The 14,354-nt window shown below is 60.5% G+C and carries 15 protein-coding genes; 1 reads left to right on the top strand and 14 read right to left on the bottom strand.

Going from position 1 to position 14,354, the window contains the following annotated elements; all coding sequences use genetic code 11:
* Nucleotides 1-627 precede the first annotated feature (627 nt).
* The 5 genes from E3W21_RS00085 to ribBA form a co-directional block, all read right to left on the bottom strand.
* The gene (locus E3W21_RS00085) at nucleotides 628-1,776 is read right to left on the bottom strand and encodes an ABC transporter ATP-binding protein (protein WP_134417109.1); all 1,149 of its coding nucleotides are present in this window, start codon (nucleotides 1,774-1,776) and stop codon (nucleotides 628-630) included.
* Nucleotides 1,777-1,792: 16 nt separating this feature from the next.
* On the bottom strand, nucleotides 1,793-2,602 hold the full coding sequence (locus tag E3W21_RS00080; protein ID WP_134417108.1) for an ABC transporter permease: 810 nt from the start codon (nucleotides 2,600-2,602) through the stop codon (nucleotides 1,793-1,795).
* Between the two features lie 6 nt (nucleotides 2,603-2,608).
* Nucleotides 2,609-3,553: an ABC transporter permease gene (locus E3W21_RS00075; protein WP_166793797.1), complete on the bottom strand. Its 945-nt coding sequence runs from the start codon at nucleotides 3,551-3,553 to the stop codon at nucleotides 2,609-2,611.
* Nucleotides 3,550-4,575 (bottom strand): ABC transporter substrate-binding protein, encoded by a 1,026-nt coding sequence (locus tag E3W21_RS00070; protein WP_129443529.1) that lies wholly within the window; start codon nucleotides 4,573-4,575, stop codon nucleotides 3,550-3,552. Before E3W21_RS00070 ends, E3W21_RS00075 begins: the two co-directional genes overlap by 4 nt.
* A 282-nt stretch (nucleotides 4,576-4,857) precedes the next feature.
* On the bottom strand, nucleotides 4,858-5,967 hold the full coding sequence (gene ribBA / locus E3W21_RS00065; RefSeq protein ID WP_134417106.1) for a bifunctional 3,4-dihydroxy-2-butanone-4-phosphate synthase/GTP cyclohydrolase II: 1,110 nt from the start codon (nucleotides 5,965-5,967) through the stop codon (nucleotides 4,858-4,860).
* 71 nt (nucleotides 5,968-6,038) lie between these two features.
* Between ribBA and E3W21_RS00060 the strand changes: the two genes are divergently transcribed.
* On the top strand, nucleotides 6,039-6,335 hold the full coding sequence (locus tag E3W21_RS00060; protein WP_134417105.1) for a DUF1330 domain-containing protein: 297 nt from the start codon (nucleotides 6,039-6,041) through the stop codon (nucleotides 6,333-6,335).
* 84 nt (nucleotides 6,336-6,419) lie between these two features.
* Here the strand turns inward: E3W21_RS00060 and E3W21_RS00055 are convergent, their stop codons facing one another.
* The 9 genes from E3W21_RS00055 to E3W21_RS00015 form a co-directional block, all read right to left on the bottom strand.
* Nucleotides 6,420-6,983, bottom strand: coding sequence for an NUDIX hydrolase (locus tag E3W21_RS00055; RefSeq protein ID WP_134417104.1), 564 nt, complete (start codon nucleotides 6,981-6,983; stop codon nucleotides 6,420-6,422).
* Nucleotides 6,984-6,985: 2 nt separating this feature from the next.
* Entirely contained in the window at nucleotides 6,986-7,738 is a 753-nt protein-coding gene (locus tag E3W21_RS00050) for a GntR family transcriptional regulator (RefSeq protein WP_134417103.1), read from the bottom strand.
* A gap of 88 nt (nucleotides 7,739-7,826) precedes the next feature.
* Complete coding sequence (locus E3W21_RS00045; RefSeq protein WP_134417102.1) at nucleotides 7,827-8,216, bottom strand: carboxymuconolactone decarboxylase family protein; 390 nt, start codon at nucleotides 8,214-8,216, stop codon at nucleotides 7,827-7,829.
* Between the two features lie 133 nt (nucleotides 8,217-8,349).
* On the bottom strand, nucleotides 8,350-8,835 hold the full coding sequence (locus E3W21_RS00040; protein ID WP_129443541.1) for a flavin reductase family protein: 486 nt from the start codon (nucleotides 8,833-8,835) through the stop codon (nucleotides 8,350-8,352).
* A gap of 12 nt (nucleotides 8,836-8,847) precedes the next feature.
* Nucleotides 8,848-10,329: an aldehyde dehydrogenase gene (locus tag E3W21_RS00035; protein ID WP_033057762.1), complete on the bottom strand. Its 1,482-nt coding sequence runs from the start codon at nucleotides 10,327-10,329 to the stop codon at nucleotides 8,848-8,850.
* Nucleotides 10,326-11,159, bottom strand: coding sequence for an alpha/beta fold hydrolase (locus tag E3W21_RS00030; RefSeq protein WP_134417101.1), 834 nt, complete (start codon nucleotides 11,157-11,159; stop codon nucleotides 10,326-10,328). The genes E3W21_RS00035 and E3W21_RS00030 overlap by 4 nt, the downstream gene beginning before the upstream one ends.
* 43 nt (nucleotides 11,160-11,202) lie before the next feature.
* A complete protein-coding gene (locus E3W21_RS00025; protein WP_003182108.1) occupies nucleotides 11,203-11,793 on the bottom strand; it encodes an amino acid synthesis family protein in 591 nt (196 codons plus the stop codon).
* A 190-nt stretch (nucleotides 11,794-11,983) separates the two neighbouring features.
* Nucleotides 11,984-12,616: a response regulator transcription factor gene (locus E3W21_RS00020; protein WP_134417100.1), complete on the bottom strand. Its 633-nt coding sequence runs from the start codon at nucleotides 12,614-12,616 to the stop codon at nucleotides 11,984-11,986.
* Between the two features lie 33 nt (nucleotides 12,617-12,649).
* Nucleotides 12,650-14,017, bottom strand: coding sequence for a cache domain-containing protein (locus E3W21_RS00015; protein WP_129443546.1), 1,368 nt, complete (start codon nucleotides 14,015-14,017; stop codon nucleotides 12,650-12,652).
* Nucleotides 14,018-14,354: the final 337 nt, after the last annotated feature.

Genomic DNA, 14,354 nt, shown 5'->3' with positions numbered 1-14,354 from the left:
GTGGGCCCGCCGCCATCGGCCATCCATGGCCGGGGGCGGCTAACCCGGCATCCATGCCGGGTTGCCCACTGCGCAGAACCTGCGCTCGGCCTCTCGAGGGGGCGTGCACCGCAAACGCCAAAGCGAGGCGGCCTACCGGCCGGCCTGACTTCAAGCGAACGCATTTCCCTGTAGGAGCTGTCGAGCGAAGCGAGGCTGCGATCTTTTGATCTTGCTGTTGCCGTTGCCGTTGCTGTTGCTTTGCTTTGGCTTCAGATCTGCCGCCCCTTTTCCAGAGGCCGAGCGCAGGTGTTGCGCAGGGGGCACCGCGGCAAGGATGCCGCGGTAGCCGCCCCCGGCCATGGATGGCCGATGGCGGCGGGCCCCCGGAGCAATGCCGGAGTGAGGGCATGCCGAGCCTAAGCGAGGCACCGAATGGCGGGGCAAGAGCCCTTGGTTACTTGGGGTTGGGCGGCATTCCGTATTTCCAAGTGACTCGCTGTAAAAGCGAAACCGCCAGCCGCCGTTACCAAAACAATGGATATGCCCCCAACCCAAAAAGCAAAAAAAAGGCCGCCACAACCCGACGTTGCGGCGACCCGAGGGTGACAGATAAATCACAGCCCACTGGCATGGGCCGGCGCCAAATCAATGAGCCCCAGCAGCCTTGTTCAAATCACTCTCAGCCCATTCGGTATAAACGCAAGCATCCGCAGTAGCCCAGCGCACGCGCACCGGATCGCCAGTCTTCAGCGGCATGCCGGCAGCGGAGAGCGCCTTGACAGTCATCGAGGTGCCGCCCGAAGTCATGACCGTGCAGGTCTGGCTTTCACCCAGGAACAGCACTTCACCGACAATCGCCGAGACTTCATTCCAACCTGCCGCCAGCGGTTCCCGAGCCGCTTGCTCAACGCTCAATGCCAAGGCTTTTTCCGGACGAACCATCAGCAGCACATCCTGATTGGTTTGCAATCCTGCGGTCAGTCGAATCGACAATGATTGCCCTTCAAACGTAGCGACCGCATTGCCCTGAGCCTTGAATTTGAGGAAGTTCGAGTTACCAAGGAACGAAGCCACAAACGCATTCGGCGGATTCTGGTACAGGTCGTAGCCGCTGCCCAAACCGACAATTTTGCCGTGGCTGAAGATCGCGATGCGCTGGGACAGACGCATGGCTTCTTCCTGGTCGTGGGTCACGTAAACAATGGTGATGCCCAGGCGCCGATGCAGCTGGCGCAGTTCATCCTGCAAGTCTTCGCGCAGTTTCTTGTCCAGCGCACCGAGCGGTTCGTCCATCAGCAGGATGCGTGGTTCATAAACCAGCGCCCGAGCAATCGCCACACGTTGCTGTTGGCCGCCGGACAGTTGCGAAGGGCGGCGATGGGCGAACTGTTCCAGTTGCACCAGCTTAAGCATCGCATCGACCCGGCGCTCGCGTTCGGCGCTGGCCAGTTTGCGAATGGCCAATGGGAACGCGATGTTGTCGCGTACCGACAGGTGCGGGAACAGCGAATAACGCTGGAACACCATGCCGATGTCGCGCTTGTGCGGCGGTACGTTGACCAGCGACTGGCCATTGACCAGGATCTCGCCGCTGCTCGGGGTTTCGAAGCCGGCGAGCATCGACAGCGTTGTACTTTTACCAGAGCCGCTGGAGCCGAGGAACGTGAGGAATTCACCGTCCTTGATGTCCAGCGAGATGTCGTCCACGGCGGCAAAATCGCCGTAGTACTTGTTCAGGTTGCGCAGGCTTACTAACGGTTGGTCGCTTTGTTGGGCTTTGATCACTGCACTCATTTCGTACTCCTGGCGCTCAGGCGCTGATTGGATTGCGCCGGCGAAGGGCGGCGGCGATCACCATGACCAGTACCGAGAGGCCGATCAGCAGCGTCGAGGCGACGGCGATCACGGGCGTCAGGTCCTGGCGCAGGGTGGTCCACATTTTCACGGGAAGGGTTTGCAGGGTCGGGCTGGCCATCATCACGCTCAACACCACTTCATCCCAGGAAACCAGAAACGCAAACAGCGCGCCGGCCACCATGCCCGGACGAATCGCCGGAAAGGTCACCTTGAACACCGCTTGCAGGCGTGAGGCGCCGCAGATCACCGCGGCATCCTCAATCGACTGATCGAACAGCTTCAGCGAGTTGATGATCGAGATGATGGTGAACGGCAACGCAACAATCACGTGGCTGACCACGAAGGCGAACATCGTCCCGGTGTAGCCCAGTTTCAGGAACAGTGCGTACACCGCCACCGCGATGATCACCAGCGGCACGATCATCGGCAGGGTGAACAGGCCGTAGAGCATTTCGCGGCCCGGGAAGCGCCCGCGCACCAGTGCAAAAGCGGTCGGCAGGCCCAGCGCCACGGCGAAGACCGTGGTCAGTACCGCGACTTTGAGGCTGGCCACGGCCGCGTTCATCCAGTCGGCGTTGGAGAAGAACTGGCCGTACCATTTCAGCGTCCAGCCCGGCGGCGGGAACACCAGCCACTGGGAGGAACCGAAGGACAGCAGCACGATGAATACGATCGGCAGCAACAGGAACAACGCGATCAATCCGGTCGTGAAGTACAGGCCGAAGCGCATGCGCCGGCTCATGGCATTGGGGGTCAGGAGCATGACGGCTTACCTCGCGTTGCTGGCGCCAACCGGGGATTCCGGCTGAAGCTTCAGGTAGAAGTAGAACAACACCAGCGTAATGACGATCAGCAACGCGGCACCGGCGCTGGCCAGGCCCCAGTTGAGGAACGACTGCACCTGCTGAATGATGAACTCGGGCAGCATCATGTTCTGCGCACCACCCAGCAGCGCCGGGGTGACGTAGTACCCCAGCGACATCACGAACACCATCAGGCCACCGGAGAACAACCCCGGCCGGCACAGCGGCAGGAACACCCGGAAGAAGTTGGTCCAGGGGCTCGCGCCGCAGATCGAGCCGGCTTGCAGGATCATCGGGTCGATGGCCTGCATGGTCGCCTGCAGCGGCAGCACGATGAACGGGATCATGATGTAGCTCATGCCGATCACCACGCCGGTGAGGTTATGCACCATTTCCAGCGGTTGATCGATGATGCCCATCGCCATCAGCGCCTTGTTGATCACCCCGGAGGCTTGCAGCAACACCAGCCAGGAATAGGTCCGGGCGAGGAGGCTGGTCCACATCGACAGCAACACGATGTTGAGGATCCAACGACCCCAGCCACGGGGCACCAGGGTGATGGCCCAGGCCAATGGAAAGCCGAGCAGCAGGCTGAACAGGGTCACGAGTCCGGCCACCGAGAAGGTGTTGAGCAAGACCCGTGCATAAGCCGAGTTGGCGAACAACTGCTCGTAATTGCCCAGCCCCGGTACCGGCTCCAGCACGCCACGCAGCAACAGCCCGATCAGCGGCGCCAGAAAAAACAGGCCGAGGAACAGCAGGGCGGGGATCAGGTTGCTTGCGCCACGCCAGCGCTGTGCCATGGAAGGGGATTGGTTCATCGCAGCCGCCTTGCCGAGTGCCGAGCCGGCAGCGCCAGTGGCACTCCCGATCTGCGTGGGTTGGCGGGACGCGGTTGCCGTCATTTTCATTTGACCAGCCATTCGTTCCACCGTGTCGCGATGGCCGGACCGTTTTTGGCCCAGTACGCGAAATCAAGAGTGATCTGATCCTTAGCGTAGGCAGTCGGCAGGTTAGGGGCCAGCACCGAATCCAGGCGCGCCACGCTGTCAACGTTGACCGGCGCATAGGCGGTCAGGTTGGAGAAGTCAGCTTGTCCTTTGGCACTGCTGGCGTTGGCCAGGAATTTCATGGCCGCGGCCTTGTTTTTTGTCCCTTTGGGCACGACCAGAATGTCGGCCATGACCAGGTTCTGTTTCCAGCTCACGCCCACCGGTGCGCCGTCTTCTTGCAGGGCGTGGATCCGGCCGTTCCAGAACTGCCCCATGCTGGCTTCGCCCGAGGCGAGCAACTGTTGCGACTGGGCACCGCCGCCCCACCAGACGATGTCTTTCTTGATGGTGTCGAGTTTCTTGAAGGCGCGATCCAGGTCCAGCGGGTAGAGCTTGTCGGCGGCTACGCCATCGGCCAGCAGCGCCAGTTCAAGCACGCCCGGGCTTGGCCATTTGTAGAGGGCGCGTTTGCCGGGATAGGTCTTGGTGTCGAACAGTGCGGACCAGTCCTGGGGTTTGCTGGCGCCGAGCTTGCCTTCGTTGTAGCCGAGGACGAAGGAGAAGAAGAACGAACCAACGCCGTGGTCGGAGACAAACCGCGGGTCGATTTTATCGCGCTGGATGACTGAGAAATCGAGGGGTTCGAGCAAGCCTTCGGCGGCGGCGCGCAGGGCGAAGTCCGCTTCGACGTCGACCACGTCCCACTGCACATTGCCGCTTTCGACCATGGCTTTGAGTTTGCCGTAGTCGGTCGGTCCATCCTGGACCACGGTGATGCCGCTGGCTTTGCTGAACGGATCGGCCCAGGCCTGCTTTTGCGCATCCTGGGTGCTACCGCCCCAGCTGACGAAGTTGACGCTTTCGGCCGCCATTGCCACGTGACTGGCCGTGGCCAGTAAACCCGCGAACAGTACTGCGGTTGCACGTTTGTTCAACACCATTTTCACGCCCTCATTTGTTGTGTTTTTGAGCGGGCTTGGTAATGCCCGCCTATCGGGAGCAGTAGGTCCATCTGGTCTCTAAAGGCGACCGTGCCAAGGGCTGTTATTAGTGCTTTCCCTGGCGGGGGCACTTGGCTGAGTCGTTCGGTCTATGGAATATCATATTATGGTATTCCAAACTTTGTGCAAGCACTTTGCCTTACCGGCTATCAGCCAAAAAAGGTTTTTTTTAACGTCAGGCCACGGGTAGTGGCCTTCACGTTTATAGAAAGAAGCCAGGAATCATTCGGTGAAAGGGATACTTTCCACGACTTCCAGGTTGTAACCGGTCAAGCCGGCATATTTCAACGGCGGGCCAAGATGACGCAGCTTGCCCACGCCAAGATCCTGCAGAATCTGCGCCCCGGTACCCACTTCAGAATAGATGCGCGACTGCGAACGGCTGAACTGCCGTGGCGGCTGGGTCAGTTGCGGCACACGCTCCAGTAGCGCCTGTGACGGCTCATGATTGGCGAGCACCACCACCACGCCACGACCTTCCTCGGCCACTCGCTGCAACGCCGCCCACAACGTCCAGTTGGACGGACCGCTGTATTCGGCGCCTACCAGATCGCGCAGCGGATCGATCACATGCACGCGCACCAGCGTCGGTTCGTCCCGGTGCAACTTGCCCATGACCATTGCCATGTGGACGCCGCCTTCGATGCGGTCTTCAAAAGTGATCAGCCGGAAAGTGCCATGCACTGTGGGCAGTTCACGTTCACCGATACGCACCACAGTGCTTTCGGTGCTGAGGCGATAGTGGATCAGGTCGGCGATGGTGCCGATCTTGATCCCGTGCTTGCGCGCGAACACTTCCAGGTCCGGGCGGCGGGCCATGGTGCCGTCATCGTTCATCACTTCGACGATCACCGAGGCCGGGGTGAAGCCTGCCAGGCGTGCCAGGTCGCATCCGGCTTCGGTGTGACCGGCGCGAGTCAGCACGCCGCCTTCCTTGGCGCGTAGCGGGAAAATATGACCGGGTTGCACCAGGTCGGCGGGCCCGGCATTAACGGCGACCGCAGCTGCCACGGTACGCGCCCGGTCGGCGGCGGAGATGCCGGTGGTCACGCCCACGGCGGCCTCGATGGACACGGTGAAAGCGGTGCTGAACACGCTGCCGTTGCTCGGCACCATCTGCTCCAGCCCGAGGCGTTGGCAGTGGTCGTCGGTCAAGGTCAGGCAGATCAGGCCGCGAGCTTCCCGGGCCATGAAGCTGATCGCCTCGGCCGTGCAGCAATCGGCGGCCAGCAGCAGGTCACCTTCGTTTTCCCGATCCTCGTCATCGACCAGGAGCACCATCTTGCCTTGTCGATAGTCTTCGATAATTTCTTCGATGCTGTTGAAGGCCATGCTGGGATTCTCAGTGTTTGATGGAAATATTTTGTGGTATACCATAATACAAAATAAACCGAGAGGTCACTATGAAGGCGTACTGGATTGCTCATGTAGATGTCACCGACCCCGATCAATACAGCCAATACACCCAGCGGGCGCCGGCAGCCTTCGCGTTGTATGGCGGGCGGATGTTGGCCCGGGGCGGGCGCAGCGAAGCGCTGGAAGGCGGGCCCACGCCGCAACGCAACGTGGTGATTGAGTTCGACTCGTACGAACAGGCGCTGGCCTGCTACCAGTCGGAGGAATATCAGCAGGCGAAACGGCACCGCGAGGGCGTGGCTCGGGCCGAGATCATCATTGTCGAGGGCGTGGCGCCGATGTGATGCCACCTGTAGCTGGCGAAGCCTGCGATCTTTTGGCGGCTCGCAAACGAGCTAAGATCAAAAGATCGCAGCCTTCGGCAGCTCCTACCGAATGAAGTGGATCTTGCCGGTATCGTCGTTGCCGATGTAGATGCCGTAAACCCCGGCCTGGCGTTCCTCGATATAGCGTTCGAGGATCTGCCGGATTGCCGGGTAGTAGATGCTGTCCCAGGGAATGTCCTCGGGCGCGAAGAATTTGTAGTCGAGGGTTTCCGGCCCGTACTGGCCGGTGATCTCCAGGGCGATGGCGCGGAAGACGATGTACACCTCGCTGATCTTCGGCACGCTGAAGATCGAGTAGGGCGAGAGAATTTCCGCGCGCACGCCGCTCTCTTCCCAGACTTCGCGCAGCGCTGCCTGTTCGGTGGTCTCGCCGCCTTCCATGAAGCCGGCCGGCAGCGTCCAGGTACCAGGGCGCGGCGGGATGGCGCGCTGACACAGCAAATACTTGCCGTCCTGCTCGATGATGCAGCCGGCAATGATTTTCGGATTGATGTAATGGATGTAGCCGCAACCGCGGCACATCAGGCGCTCGTGCGTATCGCCCGGCGGCAGCTGGTGACCGAGGTCACTGCCGCCGCACTTTGGGCAAAAGCTCGGGCTGAACATCTTTAGCGACCTATGCGCGGTTCTTTAAGCGCGATCGGCAGGGTGATTTGCGGGATCGCCCCGGTTTCTTCCTGCTTGCGCTTGAGGTATTCCAGAGCGACCGCTGCGGCGGCGCGTACGTGGTTGACGCAGGCTTGGTGGGCCGCGAGGGGATCGCCGCTCTTGATCGCTTCGACAATCAGCTCCATTTCCTGGTTGCTGGCACCACGACGGTTTTCCTGGGACACCGATGTCGCGCGCAAGTAGCTGATTCGCGCCTGCAACTGGCGCAATTGCAACGCCGCGACATGGTTGCCGGAGCCTTCGAGCAGTACATCGTAGAAACCCTGAACCGAATCGATGACCTGTTGCAGCTCGCCGTCCTTGAGGGCCTTGCGGTTTTCCTCGAGGGCTTTTTCCAGGGCCTTGATGTCCTTGGCCTTGGCGCGCAGGGTGAACAGCTGGACGATCAGGCCTTCGAGCACGCAACGCAGCTCGTAGATATCACCGGCATCGGAGAGGGTAATGATGGCGACCCGTGGGCCCTTGGCATCGGCGAATTCCACCAGGCCTTCGGATTCCAGGTGACGCAAGGCTTCGCGTACGGACGTGCGGCTGACGCCCAGGCGATCGCACAGATCGCGCTCGACCAGACGGTCTCCCGGCAGGAGCTGGAAGTTCATGATGGCGCTTCGCAGTTTATCCAGCACGATTTCGCGCAGGGTAACGGGGTTGCGATTGACCTTGAAGCTGTCGTCGAGTGGCAGGCGTTTCATGGGGTCCGCTCTGAGTGTGGCTGTCCATGCAAAAAGAGCACTTCGATCGCAAGAATCTCCGTGCTCGGTCAGATCAAACAGCCAAGGGTTAACTGGAGGCCTCGGCATCGGCTTCGGCGAACGCTTCACGGGCGAGCCGGAAACTGTCTACGGCAGCGGGGACACCGCAATAAATACCGACCTGAAGCAGAATTTCGCGTATTTGTTCACGAGTCAGTCCGTTACGCAAGGCGCCACGTACATGCAGCTTGAGTTCGTGAGGCCGATTGAGGGCCGAAATCATGGCCAAGTTTATCATGCTGCGCTCTTTAAGCGACAAACCCTCACGGCCCCAGACGTGGCCCCAGCAGTACTCGGTGACCATTTCCTGCAGTGGCCGGGTGAAGTCGTCGGCGTTTTCGATGGAGCGTTTCACGTAGGCTTCGCCCAGTACCTGGGTGCGGATTTTCAGGCCTTTTTCGTACTTTTCATTGTTCATCATCATCCTCTCACCGCAGATCCCTTGTGGGAGCGGGCTTGCTCGCGAAAGCGGTGTGTCAGTCAACATCAATGTTGAATGTGCGACCGAATTCGCGAGCAAGCCCGCTCCCACAGGGTTTTGAGTAAACCCGTCAGGCCAAAGCGGGCAGGGGACCCAGCTTGCCTTTGTGATAGATCATCGGCGTCACCGGTTGCTCGGGCAGAATCAGGTTCTTCACCGCGCCGACGATGATCGCGTGATCACCGCCGTCGTATTCGCGCCACAGTTCGCACTCGATGATCGCCGTGGCGTTGCCCAGCAACGGATTGCCCAGCGCGCTCAAGTGCCAGTCGATGCCATTGGCCTTGTCTTTGCCTTTACCGGCAAACGCATAGGCTTCGGCGGTCTGGTCGGCGGACAGCAAGTGAATCGCGAACTGCTTGCTGTCGCGCAGGATCGGGTACGTGTCAGAGGCATAGTTGGGGCAGAACAGCACCAGTGCCGGATCGATCGACAGCGCACTGAAAGCGCTGGCGGTAATGCCGACGATGCCGCCGTCCGGGGCCAGGGTGGTGACCACCGTGACCCCGGATGGGAACGAGCTCATGACGTCTTTGTAAATGCCGGGTTCGATCATTTCGTCAATCTCCTAGCGCATCACAAACGGATCAGGCATTGGCGCCTGGGAGAGGTTGATCCACACCGTTTTCAGCTCGGTGTAGGCCAGTACCGAATCGATACCGCTCTCGCGTCCATAGCCGCTGTTCTTGAAGCCGCCGATCGGCGCCATGGCCGACACGGCGCGGTAGGTGTTGACCCAGATGATCCCGGAGCGCACGTCCCGGGCCAGGCGATGAGCCCTGCCCAAATCGCGAGTCCAGATGCCGGCGGCGAGGCCGAACTGCGAGTCGTTGGCAATCGCCAAAGCTTCGGCTTCATCTTTGAAACGGATGACCGAGGCCACCGGACCAAAGACTTCTTCCTGCATGATCTTCATCGAGTTGCGGTCGCATTCGAACAGGGTCGGCTCGTAGAACCAGCCATCGCCCAGATTCTGCGGACGCTTGCCGCCCAGGCGCAGGCGCGCACCTTCGGCGATGGCATCGGCGACCAGGCCTTCGACCACGGCCAGTTGCTGTGCGGTGGCCATCGGGCCCATTTCGCTGCTGTCTTCCTGCGGGTTACCGATGCGGATGCGTTTGGCGCGTTCGACCAAACGATCGACGAACTCATCGTAGATTTCGTCCTGCACCAACAATCGCGAGCCGGAGACGCAACTCTGACCGGAGGCCGCGTAGATCCCGGCAATCGCGCCGTTGATTGCGCTGTCGAGGTCGGCGTCGGCGAAGATAATGTTCGGCGATTTGCCGCCCAGTTCCAGCGACAGCTTGGCGAAGTTCTCGGCACTGCTGCGCACCACGTGCCGCGCCGTCGCGGCACCACCGGTGAAGGCGATTTTGCGGATCAGCGGATGGCGAGTCAGGGCCGCGCCGGTGCTTGGGCCATAGCCGGTGACGACGTTGACCACGCCCGGCGGGATGCCGGCTTCCAGCGCCAGACGCGCCAGTTCGAGAATGGTTGCCGAAGCGTGTTCCGACGGTTTGATCACGATGGTGTTGCCCGCCGCCAGGGCCGGGGCGAGTTTGATCGCGGTCAGATAAAGAGGGCTGTTCCACGGAATGATCGCGGCGACCACGCCCATGGCTTCGTGCACCGTGTAGGCAAACAGGTCCGGCTTGTCGAGGGGCAGGGTGCCGCCTTCGAGTTTGTCGGCCAGGCCCGCGGTGTAGTGGAAGAACTCCGGCAAATAGCTGACCTGACCACGGGTTTCGCGGATCAGCTTGCCGTTGTCACGGCTTTCCAGCTGCGCCAGGTGTTCCTTGTTTTCAGCGATCAGATCGCCCAGGCGCCGCAGCAGTTTACCGCGGGCGGTGGCGGTCAGACCGCGCCAGGCCGGGCTGTCGAAAGCCGTCTGCGCAGCCTGTACGGCGCGCTCGACGTCGGCTTCGTCGGCATCGGGCAGTTCGGCCCAGGCTTGGGCCAGCGCCGGGTTCAGGCTTTCAAAAGTCTTGCCGGACAGGGCATCGACCCATTCACCGCCGATGCACATCTGGAAGCGTGCGAGTGTCATGCAACGATCCCCTTTATTTGGTTTTGTCGGGAGTGCGCCGTGTCGAGAAACTCCAGCAGCAGCTGGTTGACCAGGCGCGGTGATTCTACGGGCATCATATGCCGCTGCTCGGCGAGCACGGCAACTGTCGCGCCGGGAATGCGTGCGGCCAATTGCTCGGCCATTACCGGTGTGGAACCCGGGTCCAGCTCACCGGTGGCGATCAGAGTCGGCACCTGAATGCTGCCCAGATCGTCAGCGCGGTACATGTCCTGGGTCGCGAACAGCTCATAGGTGGTCAGGTAACCCTGCGGGTCATTGTCTGCCAGGGTTTGGCGCAAGGCCGCGATCTGCGCCGGATTGGCCGCTTGATATTCGCGGCTGAACCAGCGCGACAGGGCAGCTTCGGCGTTGGCATCCGGTCCGTGCTCGGCCGCTTGAGCGGTACGGGCGATGACGCCGGCACGCTGTTCGGGGCTGCGATTGAACACGCTATTAAGTATCACCAGGCCTTGCAGGCGTTGCGGGTAATGCAAGGCAAATGCCCGGGCCACCAGGCCGCCCATGGAAAAGCCAATCACCGTCGCCTGGGGCAATTGCAGGTGATCGAGCAGCTCCAGCAACTGGTCGGCGTAGCCGAGCAGGGGAGTGCCGCTTTCCGGGCGCGGGCTGGCGCCATGGCCGAGCATGTCGTAGGCAATCACGCGGTACTTCGTGGCCAGGCCAACGACCTGGCCGCCCCACATTTCTTTGTTCAGGCCCACGCCGTGGATCAAAACCACGGGCTGGCCTTGGCCGGTCGCCAGGTAACTGGTGCCAGCCGGGGTGAGTTCAGCGGTGAGCCGAATCATGGAGCGCTCCTGCATGCCTTTTTGTTGTTGTTACCGACCTTGCTTACTGGGCGTTTTCAGCGGCCAGCTCTTCCAGATCGATGTAACGGTTGCCGATGCGTGGGTGCAGGCGGCCGCCATCGGCGCAACCCAGTACCACCACGATTTCGTCGGCACGCGGTGCATCTTCGATTTGCATTTCCAGGGTGATGTAGTGCGAACGCAGGCCTTCGTCGTCCTTGTGCATCATCGGAATCTGGATCGAAGTGCCCGGGCCGCCGCGCTTGTTGGTGAAGCTCAGGTAGCTCTTGGCTTTCACCGCTTCGCGGTAATGGTTGCCGAAGCGCAGGGTGTGGATGACGGCGGAGGCGTGTTCGATTTCACCGTCGGCGCCCACGACAGCAGCCTTGCCGTAAGCCTCGATCTTCTCGGCACCGCCGATGATGCCGACCAGACGCTCGACCATCAGCGCACCGAGGTCGGAGCAATTGGCGCGAATTTCCGGTTTCAGGTCTTCGACAAAGCCGCGACCCAGCCAAGGGTTTTTCATCACGACGGCCAGCCCGACCATGGTCACTGGCTTATCGGTGGCCTTGCCGCCTTCGATAAAGGTTTCTTCGACATAGCTGACGATCTTGCGGATTTCGAAACTCATGAGCTGCTCCGTATAAGGTGAGAGTATCTGTGCGTCTGATGGTATACCATAATACCGGCAGCGCAAGTCCCTGAAATGAGTTTCTGGTCGGACGGTGGTTAAAAGGGCGCAGGGGATGGCTGTTGCCAATACAAAACCAAAAAAAAACCCGGCTGATAAGGCCGGGTTTTCCATTGAGTATTAATGCCTGCTACCGCGAGATGATCCCGTGATCGATCGCGTATTTGACCAGGGCCGCCGGTTTGTCGATGTTGAGTTTGCGACGGATGCTCAAGCGATGGGTTTCTACAGTGCGAACGCTGATGTCCAGTTCGCGGGCCATCTCCTTGTTGTTCAGCCCCTGAGCCATCTTGTACAGCACCTGGCTCTCGCGCGGTGTCAGCTCGTTGTCGGTACTTTTATCGGCGATGAGCCGCTGGGCGATCTCGGCACTGTAGAACGTGCCGCCACTGGCGATGGCTTCGATCGCTGCAATGATTTCCCGCGACGGTGAGTTCTTCAGTACATAGCCGCTGGCCCCCGCGCGAACGGACTCACTCACGTATTCATTATTGTCGTACATGCTGAGCACCAGCACCTTGAGCGACGGGTACTGCTTGCGTAACACCCGGGTCAGCTCAAGCCCGTTCATGTCCTTAAGGCTGATGTCGACCAGCAACAGGTCCGGCTGGCAGCGTCCGACCATTTCAATGGCATCCGCGCCATTCTCGGCTTCGCCCACCACTTCCAGGGGGGCCATGACCGCCAGCAGCGCTTTGATCCCGTCGCGGACCAGGGCGTGATCGTCGACCAGGGCGACGCGGATCGGGTAGGGCAGGTTCATCGCGGGTATTCACTCTTGTTGTCAGGGGGCGAGTCAGCGTGTTGTACCGGGCATTTTCATTGGCAGCCAAACGTCCAGCTCACTTCGTCCCGGCATCGAGATCAGGTCGAATCGTCCACCAAAATGCTCGACACGCTCACGGATATTACGCAGGCCAATGCCCGCGTGACGACGTTCGACCTGGGCGACGTTGAAACCGATACCGTCATCGACCACCGTCAACCGTATGGAATCTTCGGCCCCGTGCAGGGTAATGGAGACGTTTTTAGCCTGGGCATGTCGTTCAATATTAGTCAGGCCTTCTTGCACGATGCGAAACAGCGAGACCGCTGCCCCATCAACCAGGTGACAGTCGAATTCGTTGTCGTTGTAAGTCACCACCAGGCCGCTGCGTTGCTCGAATTCTGCGGCGAGTTGACCGATCGCTGCCGGCAGGCCCAGGGTGTCGAGCAGCGAGGAACGCAAGTCATGGGAGAGGCTGCGCACCTCGCCAATCGCTTCTCCCAGGCGTTCCGTGGCGTCTCTCAGCGTACTCAAACCCTTGTCGTGTGCTTGCCCATTCTCGAGCAGATGGCTGGCCAGCTCGAACTGAAACTTGATGGAGACCAGTAGCTGGCTGATGCCGTCGTGCAGTTCACGGGAAACCCGTGAGCGCTCTTCTTCTTGCAAGCTGACGATACGCTGAGTCAGGCGCTGAAGTTTTTTGTCGGCCAGACGATGCTCGCTGACGTTCAGCGTCATGCCGCTGGCGAAGACAAACAGCACCGCCACAAGGGCCACTGCGGCAATCGCCAGCATGGTTTTACGAATGCCCTGGGCCACTTCGTCACGCGCCTGCTGGGTCGCGCGCTCAACGTCTTCAAGGTAAATGCCGGTGCCGAGCATCCAGCCCCAACGATCCAGCATCACCACATAGGCGAGCTTGTCGGTCACCTGGCCGGAAGAGGGTTTGTTCCAGGCGTAGCGCTGAAAGCCTTCGCCCGATTGCGCACTTTTGAGCAACGCCTGAATCACGGGCAAACCGTGAGGGTCCTTCATGTCCCACAGGTATTTGCCCACCAGCTCGGACTGGCGGGCGTGCATCAGGCTGCGTCCTTCGTGGTCGTAGACGAAGAAGTAGCCATTGATGCCAAAGCTGAGCTTGCGCAGTTCTTCCAGCACTTGTTGCTGTGCGTGTTCGTCACCGTGGCCGTCGTCGTACAGCGGTTCGATCAGGCTTTGCGCCATTTCGACGTAGTTCTTAAGTTCTGCGCGCTTGCTCGCCAGAATGCTGTCTTCGATCAGTTGCGCCTGTTGTTCACCCAGTTGCCGGTTCATGGAAATCACCAGCGCGCAGATGACGGCGATGGCCAACACCAGCGGCAGAATCCCGAGCGCGACGATTTTGTGTTTGAGCTGCATCTCTGCTCCTGTCCGGACCGAGGGAAGGCGAAGGCCCGGCATCATATGCCAAAGATACGCGCGTCCAGTAGCGGTGCTGGACGGAATGACCTGTGGCTGGCTTGTCGGGTCGCCGCATCGGTGCGATGGCGGCCTTTGGGCCGACCATGCTGTTGTTGACTGAGTACATATCCATTTCTGCGGTAACGGCCACCTATGGTTCCGCCCTTACGGCGTGTCACTTGTGCGCCCAGCATGGGCGCCATCCTAGAGGTGAAAGTCCTCTCTTGAGCTGGCCACAGCGAATGAAGCGAAGCGCAACTGCATGAGGGCGACCGAGTGTGGGAAGGAAGCGTGG

Source organism: Pseudomonas sp. F01002 (assembly GCF_004402115.1).
Classification (GTDB): Bacteria; Pseudomonadota; Gammaproteobacteria; order Pseudomonadales; family Pseudomonadaceae; genus Aquipseudomonas; species Aquipseudomonas frigoris.
This window is presented reverse-complemented; position numbering and strand designations above follow the sequence as displayed.